The following is a 14,841-nucleotide window of genomic DNA, read 5'->3' as shown; positions in this document are numbered from 1 at the left end:
CGAGAGCAAGATGTTAATTCTCAACACAAAAGTAGAACATGCCGAATTGGTACAAGGCGAACTGATCTTGCCCTATGAGCTACGCGAAAAAAGCCGCTTGCGCGCGGCGCTGACCACAGGCGAGGAAGTAGGTGTATTCACCGTACGCGGCACCGTGCTGCGGCATGGCGATTTGATCAAGGGCAGCGATGACGAAGGCCTGGAACGCGTGGTCAGGATACTGGCCGCCGCAGAAGCCACTTACCGAATCGAGTGCACCAGTCCGCACGCCCTGTTGCGCTGTGCTTTTCATCTTGGAAACAGGCACACGCAAGCCCATGTCGGCGACGGCTTCCTGCGCATACGCAAGGATCCGGTGCTGAAGGAAATGCTGGAAGGGTTGCACGCCACGGTTACCGAGGAGCTGGCCGCGTTCGAGCCGGAATCCGGTGCTTACGGCGGCGGCCATCACCATCATCACGACGGCTTGCTGGCGCCGGTGCCGTTGCGACAAAAGATCCATCGCCCCGGTGACGAAACCGCGGTCTGACTTTGGCAAACACCATGCATGCAACAGCGCTGCTTCATTTACTGCAACTAGCCAGCCCTTCGCTGCCTATCGGTGCCTATAGCTATTCGCAAGGGCTGGAAACGGCAATCGACAAGGGTTGGGTCAAGGATCCGGAATCTGCACGCAACTGGATCTGCGACAATTTACAGCAAGTTGTCGCGCAGTTTGAAGCGCCGATCTTGTGGCGTCTGTTGCAAGCGTTCGAGCGGCGTGACGGCGCTGCGGTCGAACTTTGGACTGAACGCTTCATCGCTGCCCGCGACACTGCCGAGTTCCGCGCCGAAACCATACAGATGGGATTTTCCCTGGGTAAGCTGGCGATCGAATTGCAGATAGGCGACGCCGAACTTCTAGCCATCTTGCAAGCCCAGCCGGAACTGCCGTTGCCAACTGCTTACGCCTACGCCGCGGTGGCCTTGCAAGTACCGCACGAGGCAGCATTGCTCGGCATGCTGTTTTCCTGGGCGGAAAACCAGGTGCTGGTGTGCGTCAAAACAATACCCTTGGGTCAGGTTGCCGGCCAGCGTTTACTGCTGTCCTTGCAAGCTGAGTTGCGGCTGGCAGCCGAGAACGTACAACACCTGGCCGATCATGAACTCTGCAACTGGTCGCCAGGATTGTCGCTGCTGTCGATGCAGCACGAAGAACAGTACAGCCGTCTCTATCGCTCCTGAAATCAAACCAAACATTCAATATTTTTAAGCGAACCTAAAAATGAGCACTTCCTCAACCTCCAATCCACTCCGCGTCGGCATCGGCGGCCCGGTCGGTTCCGGCAAAACCGCCTTGTGCGAAATGCTGTGCAAAGGCATGCGCGACCACTACGACATGGCAGTCATCACCAACGATATCTACACTAAAGAAGATATGGAGATCCTGTTGCGCGCCGATGCCTTGCCGGCCGAACGGCTGATGGGCGTGGAAACCGGCGGTTGCCCGCATACGGCGATACGCGAAGACGCATCGATCAACCTGGAAGCGATTTCCCGCATGAGCGCCGATTTTCCCGACCTCGACCTGATCCTGCTGGAATCCGGTGGCGACAACCTGGCGGCTACTTTCAGCCCGGAACTGTCCGACCTGACCATTTACGTAATCGACGTTGCCGGCGGCGAAAAAATTCCGCGCAAGGGCGGCCCCGGCATCACCCGTTCCGACCTGCTGATCATCAACAAGACGGATCTCGCGCCCTATGTCGGCGCCAATCTCGACGTGATGGCGCATGACGCAAAAAAAATGCGCGGCGAGCGACCGTTCATCTTCACCAATCTGCGCAGCGGCGACGGGGTTGAGCAAGTGATCGCTTTCATCCGCAAACAAGGTCTGCTTGATCAACCCAAATAAGCAGCCTGAATAAGCAACACCAACAACTTTTATCAAGGAGCCCCTCCATGCCCCACCCGTCTGCCAGTACCTACGGCCGCCTCAGCGCGCTCGCCATCGCCGCCCTCGGCATCGGTTCCGCCTTTGCCCATCCCGGCCATCCCGATGCATTCGGATTCAACGACGGTTTTTCCCACCCGCTCTCCGGCATCGATCATTTGCTGGCGATGCTGGCCGTCGGCCTGTGGGCGGCACAAAACAAGCGCTCCGCGCTATGGGTGCTGCCGCTGGCGTTCCCGCTGATGATGGTGGCAGGCGCACTGTTGGCGTTTTCCGGCTTGCAGATGCCCGGCGTCGAAACCGGCATCGCGGCCTCGGTCGCCGTGCTGGGCCTGCTGATCGCTTTCGCCATCCGCATGCCGGTCTGGGCCAGCGCCGGTGTGGTTTCCATCTTCGCACTATTCCACGGTTATGCGCACGGCAGCGAATTGCCGCATGGCGCCTCGGCGCTTTGGTATGGCGTCGGTTTTGTGGCGGCGACGGCGCTGCTGCATTTGCTCGGCCTCGCGATCGGCTTGGTCGCTGGCCCGAAAATGGCGGCGCAGGCGGTACGGCTGGGAGGCGTTGCGATTGCAGCGGTCGGCGGGTATTTGCTCGCCTTTGCATTCTGAGCCACGACCCGGGATCTTTCACCTGATCGCAGCGCGATCACGAAAACAGTCGGACATATAATCAGGACCAGGTTCTTTCGCAGTCACGCTGCGAGGACCTGGTTCTTTTTTTGCACTCTGCCTGGAACATTCAAATATGCTAATGTCTCCAACCTGTGCAAGTCGTTTTGTTGCAGCGGCCTTGTTTTTTGCTTATCTAAACCAGGACACACTATGACAACCCCAATCACATCCTCGATTGCCTACCGGATCCCCGGCCGCGCCCGCGATCTCGGCGAGCTGGTAGTGCGCCGCGTACTACCCGCGGGCCGCCATCAAAGCGTTGGCCCCTTCCTGTTCTTTGACCACATGGGACCAGTCGATTTTGCCAGCGGCCAGGGTATCGATGTCCGGCCTCATCCGCATATCGGCCTGGCAACCGTCACTTATCTGTTTGAAGGCGCCATCCGCCACCATGACAGCCTGGGCAACGATCAGGAAATCATTCCCGGCGACGTCAACTGGATGACAGCCGGACGCGGCATCGTCCACGCCGAACGCACGCCCGCTGCGCAACGCGCCAGCGGCTGGCGCCTGCACGGCATCCAGACCTGGGTTGCGCTGCCGTTGGCCGATGAAGAATGTGCACCGGCCTTCGCCCATCACCCGGCCGCAAGCTTGCCTCTGATACAAGGTGACGGCTACCAGCTGCGTGTCGTCGCCGGCCGCGCCTTTGGCCGCGAAGCACCAGTCAAAATCAATTCACCGACCCTGTATGTCGCCGCCGAAATGCAGGCCGGAGCGCAGTTCACCCTGGAGCCAGAGTATCCGCAGCAAGCCGTGTATGTCGCCAGCGGCAGCGTGACTATTGATGGTGAAGCGTTGGAAACGGGTGTGCTGGCTGTATTGGAGGCGGATCGGGCGGCAAAGATCGCCGCCAGCGAGGCAGCCCAGGTCATGCTGCTGGGCGGCGCTCCTATCGACGGCCCGCGCACCATCTGGTGGAATTTCGTTGCCAGCGATCCGCAGCTGATTGAAACCGCCAAAAACAATTGGCGCGAACAGCGCTTTGATCGGGTGCCAGGCGACGATGAATGGATTCCATTGCCAGAAGCATGAGCACGGCAGCATCAGTAGCAAAAAAAACATTTAAATTGATAATAAAACAACTGTGGCGCCGGGTTGCCAAGGCATTGAATTTGCTGCGCTAAGCAATTCCGGAACGCAGGCACCGCCTGCGTAATTACCGTCACGCCCCGTCCGCATACGCGAACGGGGTGTTTTTGTTTCTCGCTTTTTCCCCACGCTTACATCGCATAGGACGAACGTTCGTGCGCATACCCACCGCAGACAAAGCTCCCAGGAACGCGCAAACTGGCAGCAAAATCCACATCCGTCTACCGGCATTGTCCGGGATGGTCTAAGCGACGCCATCCCTCTGTTTTCGATAGTCGCCAGACAGAACAGGAGAATGCAATATGACAGCGAAACTCAACATAGTCCTGGTGCACGGCGCATGGGGCGACGGCTCTCATTGGGGCCACGTGATTCCACCGCTTCACGCAAGAGGATATCGCGTGCGCGCAGTTCAAAATCCACTCACCTCATTAGCCGAGGATATCGACCGCACCACCAGATTAGCCGCAGCGCAGAACGGACCGACTCTGCTGGTCGGCCACTCCTATGGCGGCATGGTCATCACTGGCGCAGGCCATGCGCCGAATGTGGTTGGCCTGGTATACGTTGCAGCCTTTGCTCCCGATGAAGGCGAAACCCCGGGAGGCATTTTCGGCATGAGGGAAGCGCCGCCCGGCGCCGCTAGCATCATGCCGGACGACAATGGCTTCTTGTGGATCGACCCGGATAAATTCCGCGACAATTTTTGCCAGGATCTGGGTGAAACAGAAGCCTTGGTGATGGCATCGACGCAGAAACCGATCGCCGCCCGTTGCTTTGGCGACGCCTCCGGACCGCCTGCATGGAAGGTCAAACCATCCTGGTATCAAGTCTCAAGCAACGATCGCATGATACCGCCGGAAACGGAACGCTGGTTCGCCGAACGGATGAAACCTCGGAAGACCATCGAGCTGGCGGCGAGCCATGCTTCCATGGCGTCGCACCCTGATGAAATAGTCGCCTTGATTGAAGAGGCGGCGCGCGCTTTGGCCTGACCCGTCGTCGAAACGCCACAGCGGCCGGCAGCCTATCGGCCGACTGTGGCATTGTCGCTGCAGCGTTTGAATTCTTAGCTTGAACTAACGCACTCTTTCGGCTTCCACAACGACCAGCCGAGATTCATTCCGGCGGCGGCGATCAGAATCGCGGCAGCCCCGATCAATTGGGTCAGCTGCAGCCGATGGCCGAAGGCCAGGAAATCTACCATGATCGCCACGATGGGATAGATGAAGGATAGCGATCCCGTCAGATATGTAGGTAACTTCTGGATCGCGCCGTAGAGCAGGATATACATCAGTCCGGTATGGACCACGCCGACCGTGACCAGGATGCTCCACGTGCCGATATCGGTTGGCAGCTGCGACAGGTGCGCAAAAGGCGCCAGCATTACCATGCCGACACAAACCTGGATCAAGGCAATCAGATGCGGCGGCGTACCGGCAAGCTTTTTTGTGATGATCGCCGCGACGGCATAGAAGAAGGCAGCACCGAGCGCCATCATGATTCCGGCGAGATAGTCGCTGCCGCTATATGCGCCGGCGCCGGCACCAGCGCCGCCAGGCTGCGCTAATACGATCAGCAACATACCGGCAAAAGCAATCGCAAGCCAAGTCAGCTTGTTGACGGTCAGCCGTTCAGAGAAAAACACTGCGCCGAGACCGACCAGCATGAACGGCTGGGTGTTATAGACCGCGGTACTGATCGAGATCGACGCACGCGAGTAAGAGACGAAAAGCAGCAGCCAGTTCAAGACAATCGCAACACCGCCGAGCGCAGCCAAAGCCAGCAGGCGCCAGGTGATGGCGCCGTGCAGCAACCCCATTCCAGCGCACACCACCAGCAAGGTCGCCGCACCGAAGACACAGCGCCAGAACACCACGTCCAGAACCGGTTGGCCAGAGACCACGACGAACCAGCCGATGGTTCCCGAAATCACCATGGCGGCGGTCATTTCAACCGAGCCGCTTACCTTGTTATTCATCAATAACTCCTGAAACTATCAGGGACTGATAATCTCATCTTGCCATACGATTTTCCATGCCGTATAAAAGGAAATATGTGAATATCTCCTAATTAAATAAGGCAATATTACGAATATCCGGAGAAATATGAAATGCTGAACAATGTCGACCAGCGCATCCTCGAAGTCCTGCTCAAGGATGCGCGCATCTCGCTGAAAGACCTGAGCCAGCAGGTCGGCCTTTCCTCGCCAAGCATTTCGGAGCGCTTACATCGCCTTGAAGAACGCGGCGTCATTCGCGGCTTCACGGTAGACATCGACCCGCAGGCACTCGGCTATCAATTGCAGGCCATCGTCCGCATCCGGCCGTTGCCCGGCAAGCTGCTGATCGTCCAGAAGCTGATCGAGGAAACGCCTGAGTTTTGCGAATGCGACAAAGTAACCGGGGAAGATTGTTATATAGCGCGCCTGTACGTGCGTTCGATCGCACAACTGGACCAGATAATCGATCGGATTGCCGACAAGGCCGAGACCAACACCGCGATCGTCAAGGCGCAGCCGATCAAACGGCGGCCGCCGCCGTTTGCGATTGCATAGACGATCTCCGGCCTGCAGCAGTTGCAATGGAAATCTCAGCGTTCGATCATGCGGCTCCAGCGATCGTTCCAGGCGGCGCGTTCTTTGTTGATGACATCCCAGTCGACCGTATTGATGTTTTTCATCAGCTTGTCGATATTGCCGATCTTGGCTTGCACCGACTCCGGGATTTTGACATTCTTGTTGATCGGAATTGCGTTGGCATATTCCATCGCCTTAGCTTGCGAGCCGGCGCTCAGCAGATACTCAGCCAATTTTTGCGAGAGATCCGGCTCTGAATTATTTTTCAACGCACAAGCGCCAACCATCAACATCACCGCCCCCTCTTTCGGTGTAGCGAATTCAGCAGGAATGCCCTTGGCTTTCAAATTCGCAATTGCCGTCGGCGTTAGCGGGAAAATGGCGGTTTCGCCGGTTTGCACCATTTCCGATATTTTTGCCGAGCTGGACAGATATTCAAGAACGTTAGGACCGACGGTGCTACCCCATTTTTGAAAACCGGGTTCGACATTCTTGTCGGTGCCGCCGACTAAACGGTTAAACATCAGGAAACTGTGCAGGCCGAAGGTGCTGCTCTGAATCGACTGGAACACCACTTTCCCCTTGTATTTCGGATCGGCGAAATCCATCCAGGAAGTAGGCGCGGCCCAGCCCTTTTCATCAAACATCTTTTTGTTGTAGCCGATACCTACCGTACCGAGCTCGATCCCCACTGCCTGGTCGTTCGCCATGCGGGCAAAAGGATAGATCTCCTTGAATACCGGAGCGTCTTTCAGTTTCTGGCACAAACCCATGCCGATCGCGCGATACATGACACCATCGTCGAGAAACACCAGATGCATTTGCGGTTTGTCTTTTTGCGCGGACATCTTGGCCATGATGTCTGCCGAAGTGCCTGGAACCACCACTATCTTGACGTTATTGGCTTTCTCGAATTCCGGAAATATATAGCTGGTGTAGTTCTTTTCCATGCTGCCGCCATTCATGCCGACGTACAGCGTACGTGTCTCCGCGTGGCTGGCCGCAGCGACGCCCAATGCTGAAATGAATCCTGTTGCCAGGATAATGTGCTTGAATTTCATGCTTCCTTCTCCTCAAGAATTAAACGCCCCGATGTTCCCGACAGATGCAACCACCTACCTAACTACGAACACATTGATGTCAGCTTGTATTGCCCGATCTATCTACTCAGTCTATTCGCTGAATCTATCAATTCTGAATGCCTGTATCGGGGTTGCCGTCACCCCATGGACCACCAGGTCCGCCAGCACTTCCCCTACCGCAGGCGCTAACTGAAAACCAGCGCCGGAAAAACCAAAAGCATGAAACAGGCCAGGAGTTGTCACGCTGGCACCGAGCACTGGCTGATGATCCGGCAGCATGCCCTCAACGCCAGTCCAGCTGCGGATCACCAAAGCGTTTTGTAATGCCGGAATGAATTCGCACGCCAATTTCATCGAGGCGAACATCGAGGCGCTGGCGGGCCGGGTGGAGGCAATCGCCAGTTGCCCTGTGCCGCGGCCGCCACCCAGGACGAAATTTCCTCGCGCCACCTGGCGCACATAAAAACCGCCACCGACAATGCCGACATTAGGTTCAACCAGTTTCGGCATCGGCTCAGTCACCCACATATTCGGAAATATAGGAAATTCCGGCACATGTTCACCGAACTGTTCGGCAAACGCGGCGCCCCATGCACCGGCGCAGTTAAGCAGGAATTTTGCTTTTACTTCGAGTCCTTTGCTGGCGCGAACCGTAAACCGCGTGCCATCGAAGGTGGCAGTTTCTGCTGTCGCACCTTCGCGGATGTCAGCGCCATGGCGCTTTGCCGCCAGTGCAAAAGCGGCGGCTACCAGCCGCGGATTGGCGTGGCCGTCACTTGCGCACAGAGAACCGCCGGCAACCTTGTCGCCCAGCCACGGATAACGTTGACGCAGCGCTGCTCGTCCCAGAATTTCAAGCTGCAGGCCAAATTTTTCAGCTTGCTCACGGTATTCCTCAAGCAACCCCATTTCGGCATCGCTACGCGCCAGCTTCAGGTGGCCCGAGACTGTATATTCGCAGCTGCTACCCACCAGCTGTGGCAAGCCCTGCCAGATCGCATGCGAACGCTGGGCTAGCGGCAGTTGTGTCTCAGGCCGGCCCTGGCGCCGCACCCCGCCGTAATTGACACCGCTAGCTTGCGCGCCGCACCAGCCTTGCTCCAGCAACAGCACCGAGCGATTCATGCGGCGCAATGCCAGCGCCGCCGAGCAACCCATCAAACCGCCGCCGATGATGGCGACGTCTGCCGTCAGGTGCTCGCTCATGAAGCCTCCTCCCCGGCATTCTCCGCCACACTTTCCACCACATGCGCCGCCACCCCGACCGCCACCGGAAACGGTTTGACCGGCGGTTGCCCGCGCAGCCGTCCGACTTCCGCCAGCGACTTGCCCGCGCTGCACGCCAGTATTTCAGCGGCGGCGGCGCTGCAGACCCGTCCCTGGCAACGTCCCATGCCAACCCGGGTCAATGCTTTGAGGCGGTTAATTTCAACCGTGCCGGCATGCGTCACGGAATGACGCAACTCGCCGGCCGTAATTTCTTCGCAGCGGCAAATAATCTCGTCATCGGCACATTCGCGCGCCCACTCGACAGGTACCGGGAACGCGCATTCCAGCCCGCGACGAAATCCCTGAACACGCTGCAACGCGCGATCCAGCCGCCGGCTTTCGCGCACATCGACCGTCTGTCCCAAATCCTCGAGTAGCGCCAGCGCGGCGCGTTTTCCTGCCATCTCGGCCGCATCTGCACCGGCGATACCTGCACCGTCGCCAGCAAGGTATACCCCTTTAACGCTACTGCGTCCGGCCGGGTCGCGCTGGGGTAGCCATTGTTGATTGATTTGATTGAATGCAAATGCGCAACCGGCCAGATCGGCCAGTTGCGTTTCCGAGCGCAGGCCGAAACCGCTAGCCACGGCATCGCACTCTATCGTCTCTTCACCGCCATTTTTTTGCCATGAGATTGCCTGTACTTTTTGCTCGCCGGTGACGGCAATCTTTTGCACGCCCTCAACTACCTTGACGCCATGACAGCGTAGCCACGCGAGAAAATACAAGCCTTTGCCCAAGGTGAGCGGTTGCCTGGCCAGATCAAACGTCGCTCGCAACTTACCGGAAAAAAATGCGGTATCCAGCACCGCGGCAATCTTGACCCCGGCCTTCGCATATTGATAGGCAAGCAGATAGAGCAAGGGGCCGCTACCAACCAAAACGATGCGGCTGCCAATCACGCAACCCTGCGCTTTCAGTGCAACCTGCGCTGCACCCAGGGTGTACACGCCGGGCAACAGCCAGCCGGGAAACGGCAAAATGCGATCGATAGCGCCGGTGCACAGCATCAGATGTGAATATGGCAGCGACCGATGTTGACCACGACCCAACAGATCCAGTTGTTGGCCATCGCAATTCCACACCAGGGTTTCAGGAAGATAGTCGATATGACTGCGCAATTTGTCGAATGTACGATGCAGTGCATCCGCCTTGGCCGATTCGAAACCGTACAGCTGTTTTTTTGAACGCATCGAACCACCAAACGCGGCAGGCGGCTGGCGGTATATCTGGCCGCCGGCACGCTGGTTCTCGTCGACAATCACCGGGCGCAGGCCAGCTGCCACCAGAATCTCGGCGGCACGCACTCCGGCCGGGCCGGCGCCGACAATCACAATCCGGGATTCGCTCTGTAGTTCACTCTGCAGCTCATTCATCTACACCTCCGGGAATCGAGCTAAGCAGCCGCATGCCGTTTTGAATTTCAGTACTGCAGGCGCGCACCGGCTGTCCGTCCTCGGTATGCATCCAGCAATCCTGGCAGGCGCCGATCAGGCAAAATCCGGCGCGCGGCCGGTGGCTGAATTCGGACAAGCGCAAACGGTCCGCCTGCGTGAGGACAGCAGTCAATATGGTATCGCCCGCCAGCGCTGTCGCGGCATGACCGTCAAGCGAGAAAACAATCGACTCGCGTTGCGTCTCGGCGACTCTGGTAAATAAAGTCATTGCTTGCTTTCCAATTCCTGGCATGGATTTATCCCTGCTGGCCGATCAATACTTTGTCCAGTCCGTAGACACGATCCAGAATCAGCATCGCCACCCCCGTAATCAATATCATCAAGGCAGATACAGACGCCATCATGGGATCGATCGATTCGGTGGCATACATGTACATGCGCACCGGCAGAGTAACCGTGGCTGGCGTGGTGACGAAAATCGACATGGTCAGCTCATCGAAACTATTGATAAATGCGAGCAGCCAGCCGCCGGTAATGCCAGGCAAGATCATGGGCAGCGTAATGCGCCGAAATACGGTCCACGGTCCGGCGCCCAAAGACTGCGCCGCGTGTTCGGCGCTTTTATCCATACCCACCACAGCTGCCAGCACCAGCCGCAATACGTAGGGACTGATCACCACCACATGGGCGACCACCAGCCAACCGAACGACCCGCTAACGCCCATGCTGGCAAACAAACGCATGAGCGCCACCCCCAACACCAGGGTAGGAATAATCAGCGGCGACAGGAACAAGGCATTCAGGAAATCTCGGCCTGCAAAGCTCAGCCGCCCGATCGCCAGGCCGGCGGGCAACGCCACACACAGCGAGAGCGTGGCCGACAGCAAAGCCAGCAATAAGCTGTTGTAGAACGATTGCACGAAATCGGGATGTTCAAAAATCGCCTTGAACCAGCGCAATGAAACACCGTGGGTCGGCAGGGACAACGTGTCTTCCGGCGTAAACGCGACCAGACACACGACCAACAGCGGCGCAAGTACAAACGCCACTATCAGCGCATGGAATATCAGTGAAACAGGACCATTGTTACGCATGCTATCGGCTCTCCAATTAACCCGGTTAACCCAATGTCCTGGAATATTTACGTTCCAGAGCCCGGTTGTAACTCAACATGATGAGCAGATTCGCAAGCAGCAGGATGATGGCGATCGATGCTCCCAGCGGCCAATTCAGGGAGCCAAGGAATTCGTCATAGACGGTGGTCGCCACCACTTTCAGGCGGCGTCCGCCAAGCAGGCCGGGAATGGCAAAGGCGCTCGCACTGAGGCCGAATACAATCAGGCTGCCAGACAGAATGCCGGGCAATACCTGCGGCAGCACAATCCGCCGCAGCACCGTTGACGGCGATGCATTCAACGACAGCGCTGCTTGTACGACTGTAGGATCGAGTCTTTGCAACGAGGTCCAGACCGGAATCACCATGAATGGCAGCATCACATGCACCAGGGCAACCACGATTGCCCCTGTGGTGTAGAGTAGTTTGAGTGGTGCAAAACCAAGCCAGATCAGAGTCGAATTGATTAATCCATTAGCGCTGAGCAGCATGCTCCAGCCGAAAGCGCGTACCACCACCGACACCAGCAACGGACCGAGAATGATGATCAGGAAAATCGACCGCCACGGCTTCGCCATGCGGCTCAACACATAAGCCTCCGGCGCACCAAGCAATATACAGATGAGAGTGGTTAGCCCTGCCACCCAAAATGTACGCAGGAAAATGGAATGAAAATATTCATCGCTAAAAACCAGCCAGTAATTGCTCAGGCTAAAACCAGCCTTGATGCCGGTAATCGAATCGAAGCCATAAAAGGACAAGAGCAAGGTTAACAACAATGGCACGAGCACCATCGTAAAAAAGAGAATTACGCCCGGCGCAGTCAGCAGATACGGCAACGATGCCGAAGATAGCGCATTCGCCTTAGCCATGCTGCGCCTCGCGATGTTCGCGCTTGACTATATGCAGCGCGTCGGCCGGCCAACGCAATGAAACCTCTTCGCCGTCACTGCATGCGGCATTGCCGCAGTTCTGCCAGGTAGCCAGCAAATCGCCCAGGCCGGTATCGATGTGATACAGCCACTGGTTGCCGAGAAACATACCCGAACGCACGCGACCGCGGATGATTTCATCTTGCGGACTGCAGCGCTCCAGTTTTTCCGGGCGTAAGCAAAGTGTGACCCGTTCGCCGATCTGCAACGTTGCGTCACAGGTACTCAGCAACTGTCCATGCACATTCAGCGCCGACCCTTGCTGATTGACGGATGCAACCAGCCCTTCAAACAAGTTGGCCTTGCCGACGAATTGGGACACGAATTGATTCACCGGATTTTCATAGGCGTCGAAAGGCTTGGCGATTTGTATCGCACAGCCGGCATCCATGACGACCACGCGATCGCTCATCGATAACGCTTCCGACTGGTCATGCGTAACCATGATGGTGGTGGTGCCGACCTTGCGCTGGATCTCGCGCAATTCAACCTGCATGTCTTCGCGCAATTTGGCATCGAGATTCGACATCGGCTCATCCAGCAGCAAGACCGGCGGTTCAATTACCAAGGCACGCGCCAGTGCTACACGCTGGCGCTGGCCGCCGGACAATTCACGCGGATAGCGATGGCCGAATTTATCCAGATGCACCAGCGCGAGCGCTTTACGTACCCGTTCCGCGCGTTCGGCTGGCGCAATCTGCCGCATTTCCAGGCCGAAGCTGACATTAGCGCTCACTGTCATGTGCGGGAACAAGGCGTAGCTCTGGAACACGATGCCCAAGCCGCGCCGGTTGGGTTTCTCGTAGGTGATATCGCGCCCGTCCAGGATCACGCGCCCTGCGCTCGCCTCGACAAAGCCGGCAATCATTTGCAGCGTAGTGGTCTTGCCGCAGCCTGAAGGTCCGAGCAGGGAAACGAATTCTCCCTTCTCAACCGTCAAGTTCAGTTTTTCAACCGCGGTGAAGTCCCCATAATGCTTAGACAGGTTTTCCAGCTGTAGAAACGACATCGACTTGTCTCCTATGACGGTCGGTTTTGATCCCAATACGCTTACCGCAACACCACCAAGCTATTTCTGCAATATAGAGAAAAGAAAAATCACGGTCAACGCAATATTCCATATAGCAGACTAATTATTTGATATATTCCATTTAATGGACCATTATTAAATATATGGATAAATTAATTTCATTAGGAGAAAATAGTGAAAGATCAAGATGCTTCGGCAGGAACCAGTCTTCAGCGCGGCTTTGCAATTATTCGGGCGCTGGCGACAACCAATGGCGACGGCGCCAAGCTGACGCATATTGCTGGCGCCACCGGCTTGGCCCAGCCCACGGCTCACCGCATTCTTCGCGCGCTGACAGGCGAAGGCGTCGTGGAACAGGATGAACGCAGCAAGGCCTATCGCTTGAGCGTGGAATTTTTTGCCTTGGCTGCGCGCGCCGGCCATCGCGGCAATTTGCGCGATATCTGCCGGCCGATCTTGCTACGGCTGTCGGCCTCACTCGGCGACACCATGTTCCTGCTAGTGCGCAGCGGCTACGACGCCATGTGCCTTGACCGTAGCGAGGGGCCGTTTCCAATCCGTTCATTCACGGGTGATATTGGCGGCAGGGTCGCGCTCGGAGTCGGTCAGGGAGCGCTGGTGATCCTGGCATTCCTGCCCGAAGCAGAGCGCGAAGAAATCATCCGCTTCAACCTGCCTCGCCTGCTGGATCTGGGCTTATACGACGAAGTGTATTTGCGAACTGAAATCAAGCGCTCACTGGAACTTGGCTATGCAGCCAGTCATGGAGTGGGCTTGTTGCCAGGCATGGCAGGTATTGCGGTACCGGTACTGGACCGACAGGGTCGTGCAGTCGCAGCCCTGAGCGTTGCCACGCTGGCGGAAAGATTGAACGCAGACCGTCTGCCGACTGTAGTGCAGATACTCAAGAAAGAAGCCGCGAGCGTCGGCGCGCAGATCAATCCGTTCGATCCGGTGTTGCGCCGGCCGGCTCAAATACTGGGCGGCTTGCCGATTGAAGCCCCCAAGTAACGCCACTTAGTAACGCCGCTCTTGGTTTTGTCCGGCAATGAAATTATGGGTCTCTCCAAGCCTGCTGCGCGGCTCAAGGTCGGCAGGAGAAGCGCAGCCGTGAAAGTACGGTGAGCATCGCAGTGTCGAGATTGGGTCGCGCAGCGGGCTTGGAGAGACCCATACAGGAGATGACTCCCGAAACCCAGTCCTATCTGGAAAGTGGCCCCGGCGAAAGGTGAATCAACTCTTGTATCGGTTCGTTGAAGAAGAACGAAAAAACCGAAACCTTGAAATTCCAACAAAACCGTGCACGCAAAGACTCTGCGAGGCACATCAGGAGAAAATCAAGGCAGGATTTTTTACTGAAACGGCAAGGAAGATTTAATCGTCTTTCTTACCTGGAATTTGGAGCGGGAGAAGAGTCTCGAACTCTCGACCTCAACCTTGGCAAGGTTGCGCTCTACCAACTGAGCTACTCCCGCATATGGAGTGTTTGCAACAGGGAGCATCAACATAATCCCCCGCATCGCTAGAGAAATAATTTCTTATTTCGTAAAACAGGCAAGATTCTAGCACGGGTTTTTGAAATTGCAAACCAAAGCCTGCATTTTCTTTTCCTTACCTCGGTCTCGCGCCTGTTTTTACAGCACCGAATACAACACACAGCCGAAATCCAACAAAAATTCTCGACGCACTTCATTCCTTTTCGACAATCGTGTAATCTGATTTGCAAGGACCATGCGCTGT

General features: G+C 56.7%; 16 protein-coding genes and 1 tRNA gene. 8 read left to right on the top strand and 9 right to left on the bottom strand.

Features of this window, described 5'->3' with window-relative positions:
- Positions 1–10: 10 nt before the first annotated feature.
- The 6 genes from ureE (at position 11) to BM205_RS11945 (ending at position 4,694) form a co-directional block, all read left to right on the top strand.
- Complete coding sequence (gene ureE, locus BM205_RS11970) at positions 11–529, top strand: urease accessory protein UreE (RefSeq protein ID WP_092414735.1); 519 nt, start codon at positions 11–13, stop codon at positions 527–529.
- Positions 530–543: 14 nt separating this feature from the next.
- Complete coding sequence (locus tag BM205_RS11965) at positions 544–1,224, top strand: urease accessory protein UreF (RefSeq protein ID WP_092414734.1); 681 nt, start codon at positions 544–546, stop codon at positions 1,222–1,224.
- Between the two features lie 40 nt (positions 1,225–1,264).
- The gene (gene ureG, locus BM205_RS11960) at positions 1,265–1,894 is read left to right on the top strand and encodes an urease accessory protein UreG (protein ID WP_092356745.1); all 630 of its coding nucleotides are present in this window, start codon (positions 1,265–1,267) and stop codon (positions 1,892–1,894) included.
- 47 nt (positions 1,895–1,941) lie between these two features.
- Entirely contained in the window at positions 1,942–2,544 is a 603-nt protein-coding gene (locus BM205_RS11955; RefSeq protein ID WP_092414733.1) for a HupE/UreJ family protein, read from the top strand.
- A gap of 225 nt (positions 2,545–2,769) precedes the next feature.
- The gene (locus BM205_RS11950) at positions 2,770–3,642 is read left to right on the top strand and encodes a pirin family protein (RefSeq protein ID WP_371326486.1); all 873 of its coding nucleotides are present in this window, start codon (positions 2,770–2,772) and stop codon (positions 3,640–3,642) included.
- Positions 3,643–4,001: 359 nt separating this feature from the next.
- A complete protein-coding gene (locus BM205_RS11945; protein WP_092414731.1) occupies positions 4,002–4,694 on the top strand; it encodes an alpha/beta hydrolase in 693 nt (230 codons plus the stop codon).
- A gap of 74 nt (positions 4,695–4,768) precedes the next feature.
- Here the strand turns inward: BM205_RS11945 and BM205_RS11940 are convergent, their stop codons facing one another.
- Entirely contained in the window at positions 4,769–5,680 is a 912-nt protein-coding gene (locus BM205_RS11940) for a DMT family transporter (protein WP_092414730.1), read from the bottom strand.
- A gap of 132 nt (positions 5,681–5,812) precedes the next feature.
- Between BM205_RS11940 and BM205_RS11935 the strand changes: the two genes are divergently transcribed.
- Positions 5,813–6,256 carry an Lrp/AsnC family transcriptional regulator gene (locus BM205_RS11935; protein WP_092414729.1) on the top strand — a complete coding sequence of 148 codons (444 nt, stop codon included), beginning with the start codon at positions 5,813–5,815 and terminating at the stop codon, positions 6,254–6,256.
- 35 nt (positions 6,257–6,291) lie between these two features.
- Here BM205_RS11935 and BM205_RS11930 read toward each other — a convergent pair whose 3' ends face one another.
- The 7 genes from BM205_RS11930 to BM205_RS11900 form a co-directional block, all read right to left on the bottom strand.
- Complete coding sequence (locus tag BM205_RS11930) at positions 6,292–7,338, bottom strand: ABC transporter substrate-binding protein (RefSeq protein ID WP_092414728.1); 1,047 nt, start codon at positions 7,336–7,338, stop codon at positions 6,292–6,294.
- A gap of 111 nt (positions 7,339–7,449) precedes the next feature.
- Positions 7,450–8,565, bottom strand: coding sequence for an NAD(P)/FAD-dependent oxidoreductase (locus BM205_RS11925; protein WP_092414727.1), 1,116 nt, complete (start codon positions 8,563–8,565; stop codon positions 7,450–7,452).
- Positions 8,562–10,004: an NAD(P)/FAD-dependent oxidoreductase gene (locus tag BM205_RS11920; protein WP_092414726.1), complete on the bottom strand. Its 1,443-nt coding sequence runs from the start codon at positions 10,002–10,004 to the stop codon at positions 8,562–8,564. Before BM205_RS11920 ends, BM205_RS11925 begins: the two co-directional genes overlap by 4 nt.
- On the bottom strand, positions 9,997–10,293 hold the full coding sequence (locus tag BM205_RS11915) for a (2Fe-2S)-binding protein (RefSeq protein ID WP_092414725.1): 297 nt from the start codon (positions 10,291–10,293) through the stop codon (positions 9,997–9,999). Before BM205_RS11915 ends, BM205_RS11920 begins: the two co-directional genes overlap by 8 nt.
- A gap of 28 nt (positions 10,294–10,321) precedes the next feature.
- On the bottom strand, positions 10,322–11,119 hold the full coding sequence (locus tag BM205_RS11910) for an ABC transporter permease (protein WP_092414724.1): 798 nt from the start codon (positions 11,117–11,119) through the stop codon (positions 10,322–10,324).
- Positions 11,120–11,144: 25 nt separating this feature from the next.
- Complete coding sequence (locus BM205_RS11905) at positions 11,145–12,011, bottom strand: ABC transporter permease (protein ID WP_092414723.1); 867 nt, start codon at positions 12,009–12,011, stop codon at positions 11,145–11,147.
- Positions 12,004–13,080 (bottom strand): ABC transporter ATP-binding protein, encoded by a 1,077-nt coding sequence (locus BM205_RS11900; RefSeq protein WP_092414722.1) that lies wholly within the window; start codon positions 13,078–13,080, stop codon positions 12,004–12,006. Before BM205_RS11900 ends, BM205_RS11905 begins: the two co-directional genes overlap by 8 nt.
- 195 nt (positions 13,081–13,275) lie before the next feature.
- Between BM205_RS11900 and BM205_RS11895 the strand changes: the two genes are divergently transcribed.
- Positions 13,276–14,112 carry an IclR family transcriptional regulator gene (locus tag BM205_RS11895; RefSeq protein WP_092414721.1) on the top strand — a complete coding sequence of 279 codons (837 nt, stop codon included), beginning with the start codon at positions 13,276–13,278 and terminating at the stop codon, positions 14,110–14,112.
- Between the two features lie 388 nt (positions 14,113–14,500).
- Here BM205_RS11895 and BM205_RS11890 read toward each other — a convergent pair.
- Positions 14,501–14,576, bottom strand: a tRNA-Gly gene (locus BM205_RS11890).
- Positions 14,577–14,841: the final 265 nt, after the last annotated feature.

Source organism: Collimonas sp. OK307 (genome assembly GCF_900113705.1).
Classification (GTDB): Bacteria; Pseudomonadota; Gammaproteobacteria; order Burkholderiales; family Burkholderiaceae_D; genus Collimonas.
The sequence above is the reverse complement of the archived record's forward strand: the minus strand, read 5'-3'. Positions and strand labels throughout refer to the sequence as shown.

Coding starts and splice junctions, on each gene's coding strand:
- ureE (WP_092414735.1), top strand. CDS start 11: ATGTTAATTCTCAACACAAAAGTAGAACATGCCGAATTGGTACAAGGC.
- BM205_RS11965 (WP_092414734.1), top strand. CDS start 544: ATGCATGCAACAGCGCTGCTTCATTTACTGCAACTAGCCAGCCCTTCG.
- ureG (WP_092356745.1), top strand. CDS start 1,265: ATGAGCACTTCCTCAACCTCCAATCCACTCCGCGTCGGCATCGGCGGC.
- BM205_RS11955 (WP_092414733.1), top strand. CDS start 1,942: ATGCCCCACCCGTCTGCCAGTACCTACGGCCGCCTCAGCGCGCTCGCC.
- BM205_RS11945 (WP_092414731.1), top strand. CDS start 4,002: ATGACAGCGAAACTCAACATAGTCCTGGTGCACGGCGCATGGGGCGAC.
- BM205_RS11940 (WP_092414730.1), bottom strand. CDS start 5,680: ATGAATAACAAGGTAAGCGGCTCGGTTGAAATGACCGCCGCCATGGTG.
- BM205_RS11935 (WP_092414729.1), top strand. CDS start 5,813: ATGCTGAACAATGTCGACCAGCGCATCCTCGAAGTCCTGCTCAAGGAT.
- BM205_RS11930 (WP_092414728.1), bottom strand. CDS start 7,338: ATGAAATTCAAGCACATTATCCTGGCAACAGGATTCATTTCAGCATTG.
- BM205_RS11925 (WP_092414727.1), bottom strand. CDS start 8,565: ATGAGCGAGCACCTGACGGCAGACGTCGCCATCATCGGCGGCGGTTTG.
- BM205_RS11920 (WP_092414726.1), bottom strand. CDS start 10,004: ATGAATGAGCTGCAGAGTGAACTACAGAGCGAATCCCGGATTGTGATT.
- BM205_RS11915 (WP_092414725.1), bottom strand. CDS start 10,293: ATGACTTTATTTACCAGAGTCGCCGAGACGCAACGCGAGTCGATTGTT.
- BM205_RS11910 (WP_092414724.1), bottom strand. CDS start 11,119: ATGCGTAACAATGGTCCTGTTTCACTGATATTCCATGCGCTGATAGTG.
- BM205_RS11905 (WP_092414723.1), bottom strand. CDS start 12,011: ATGGCTAAGGCGAATGCGCTATCTTCGGCATCGTTGCCGTATCTGCTG.
- BM205_RS11900 (WP_092414722.1), bottom strand. CDS start 13,080: ATGTCGTTTCTACAGCTGGAAAACCTGTCTAAGCATTATGGGGACTTC.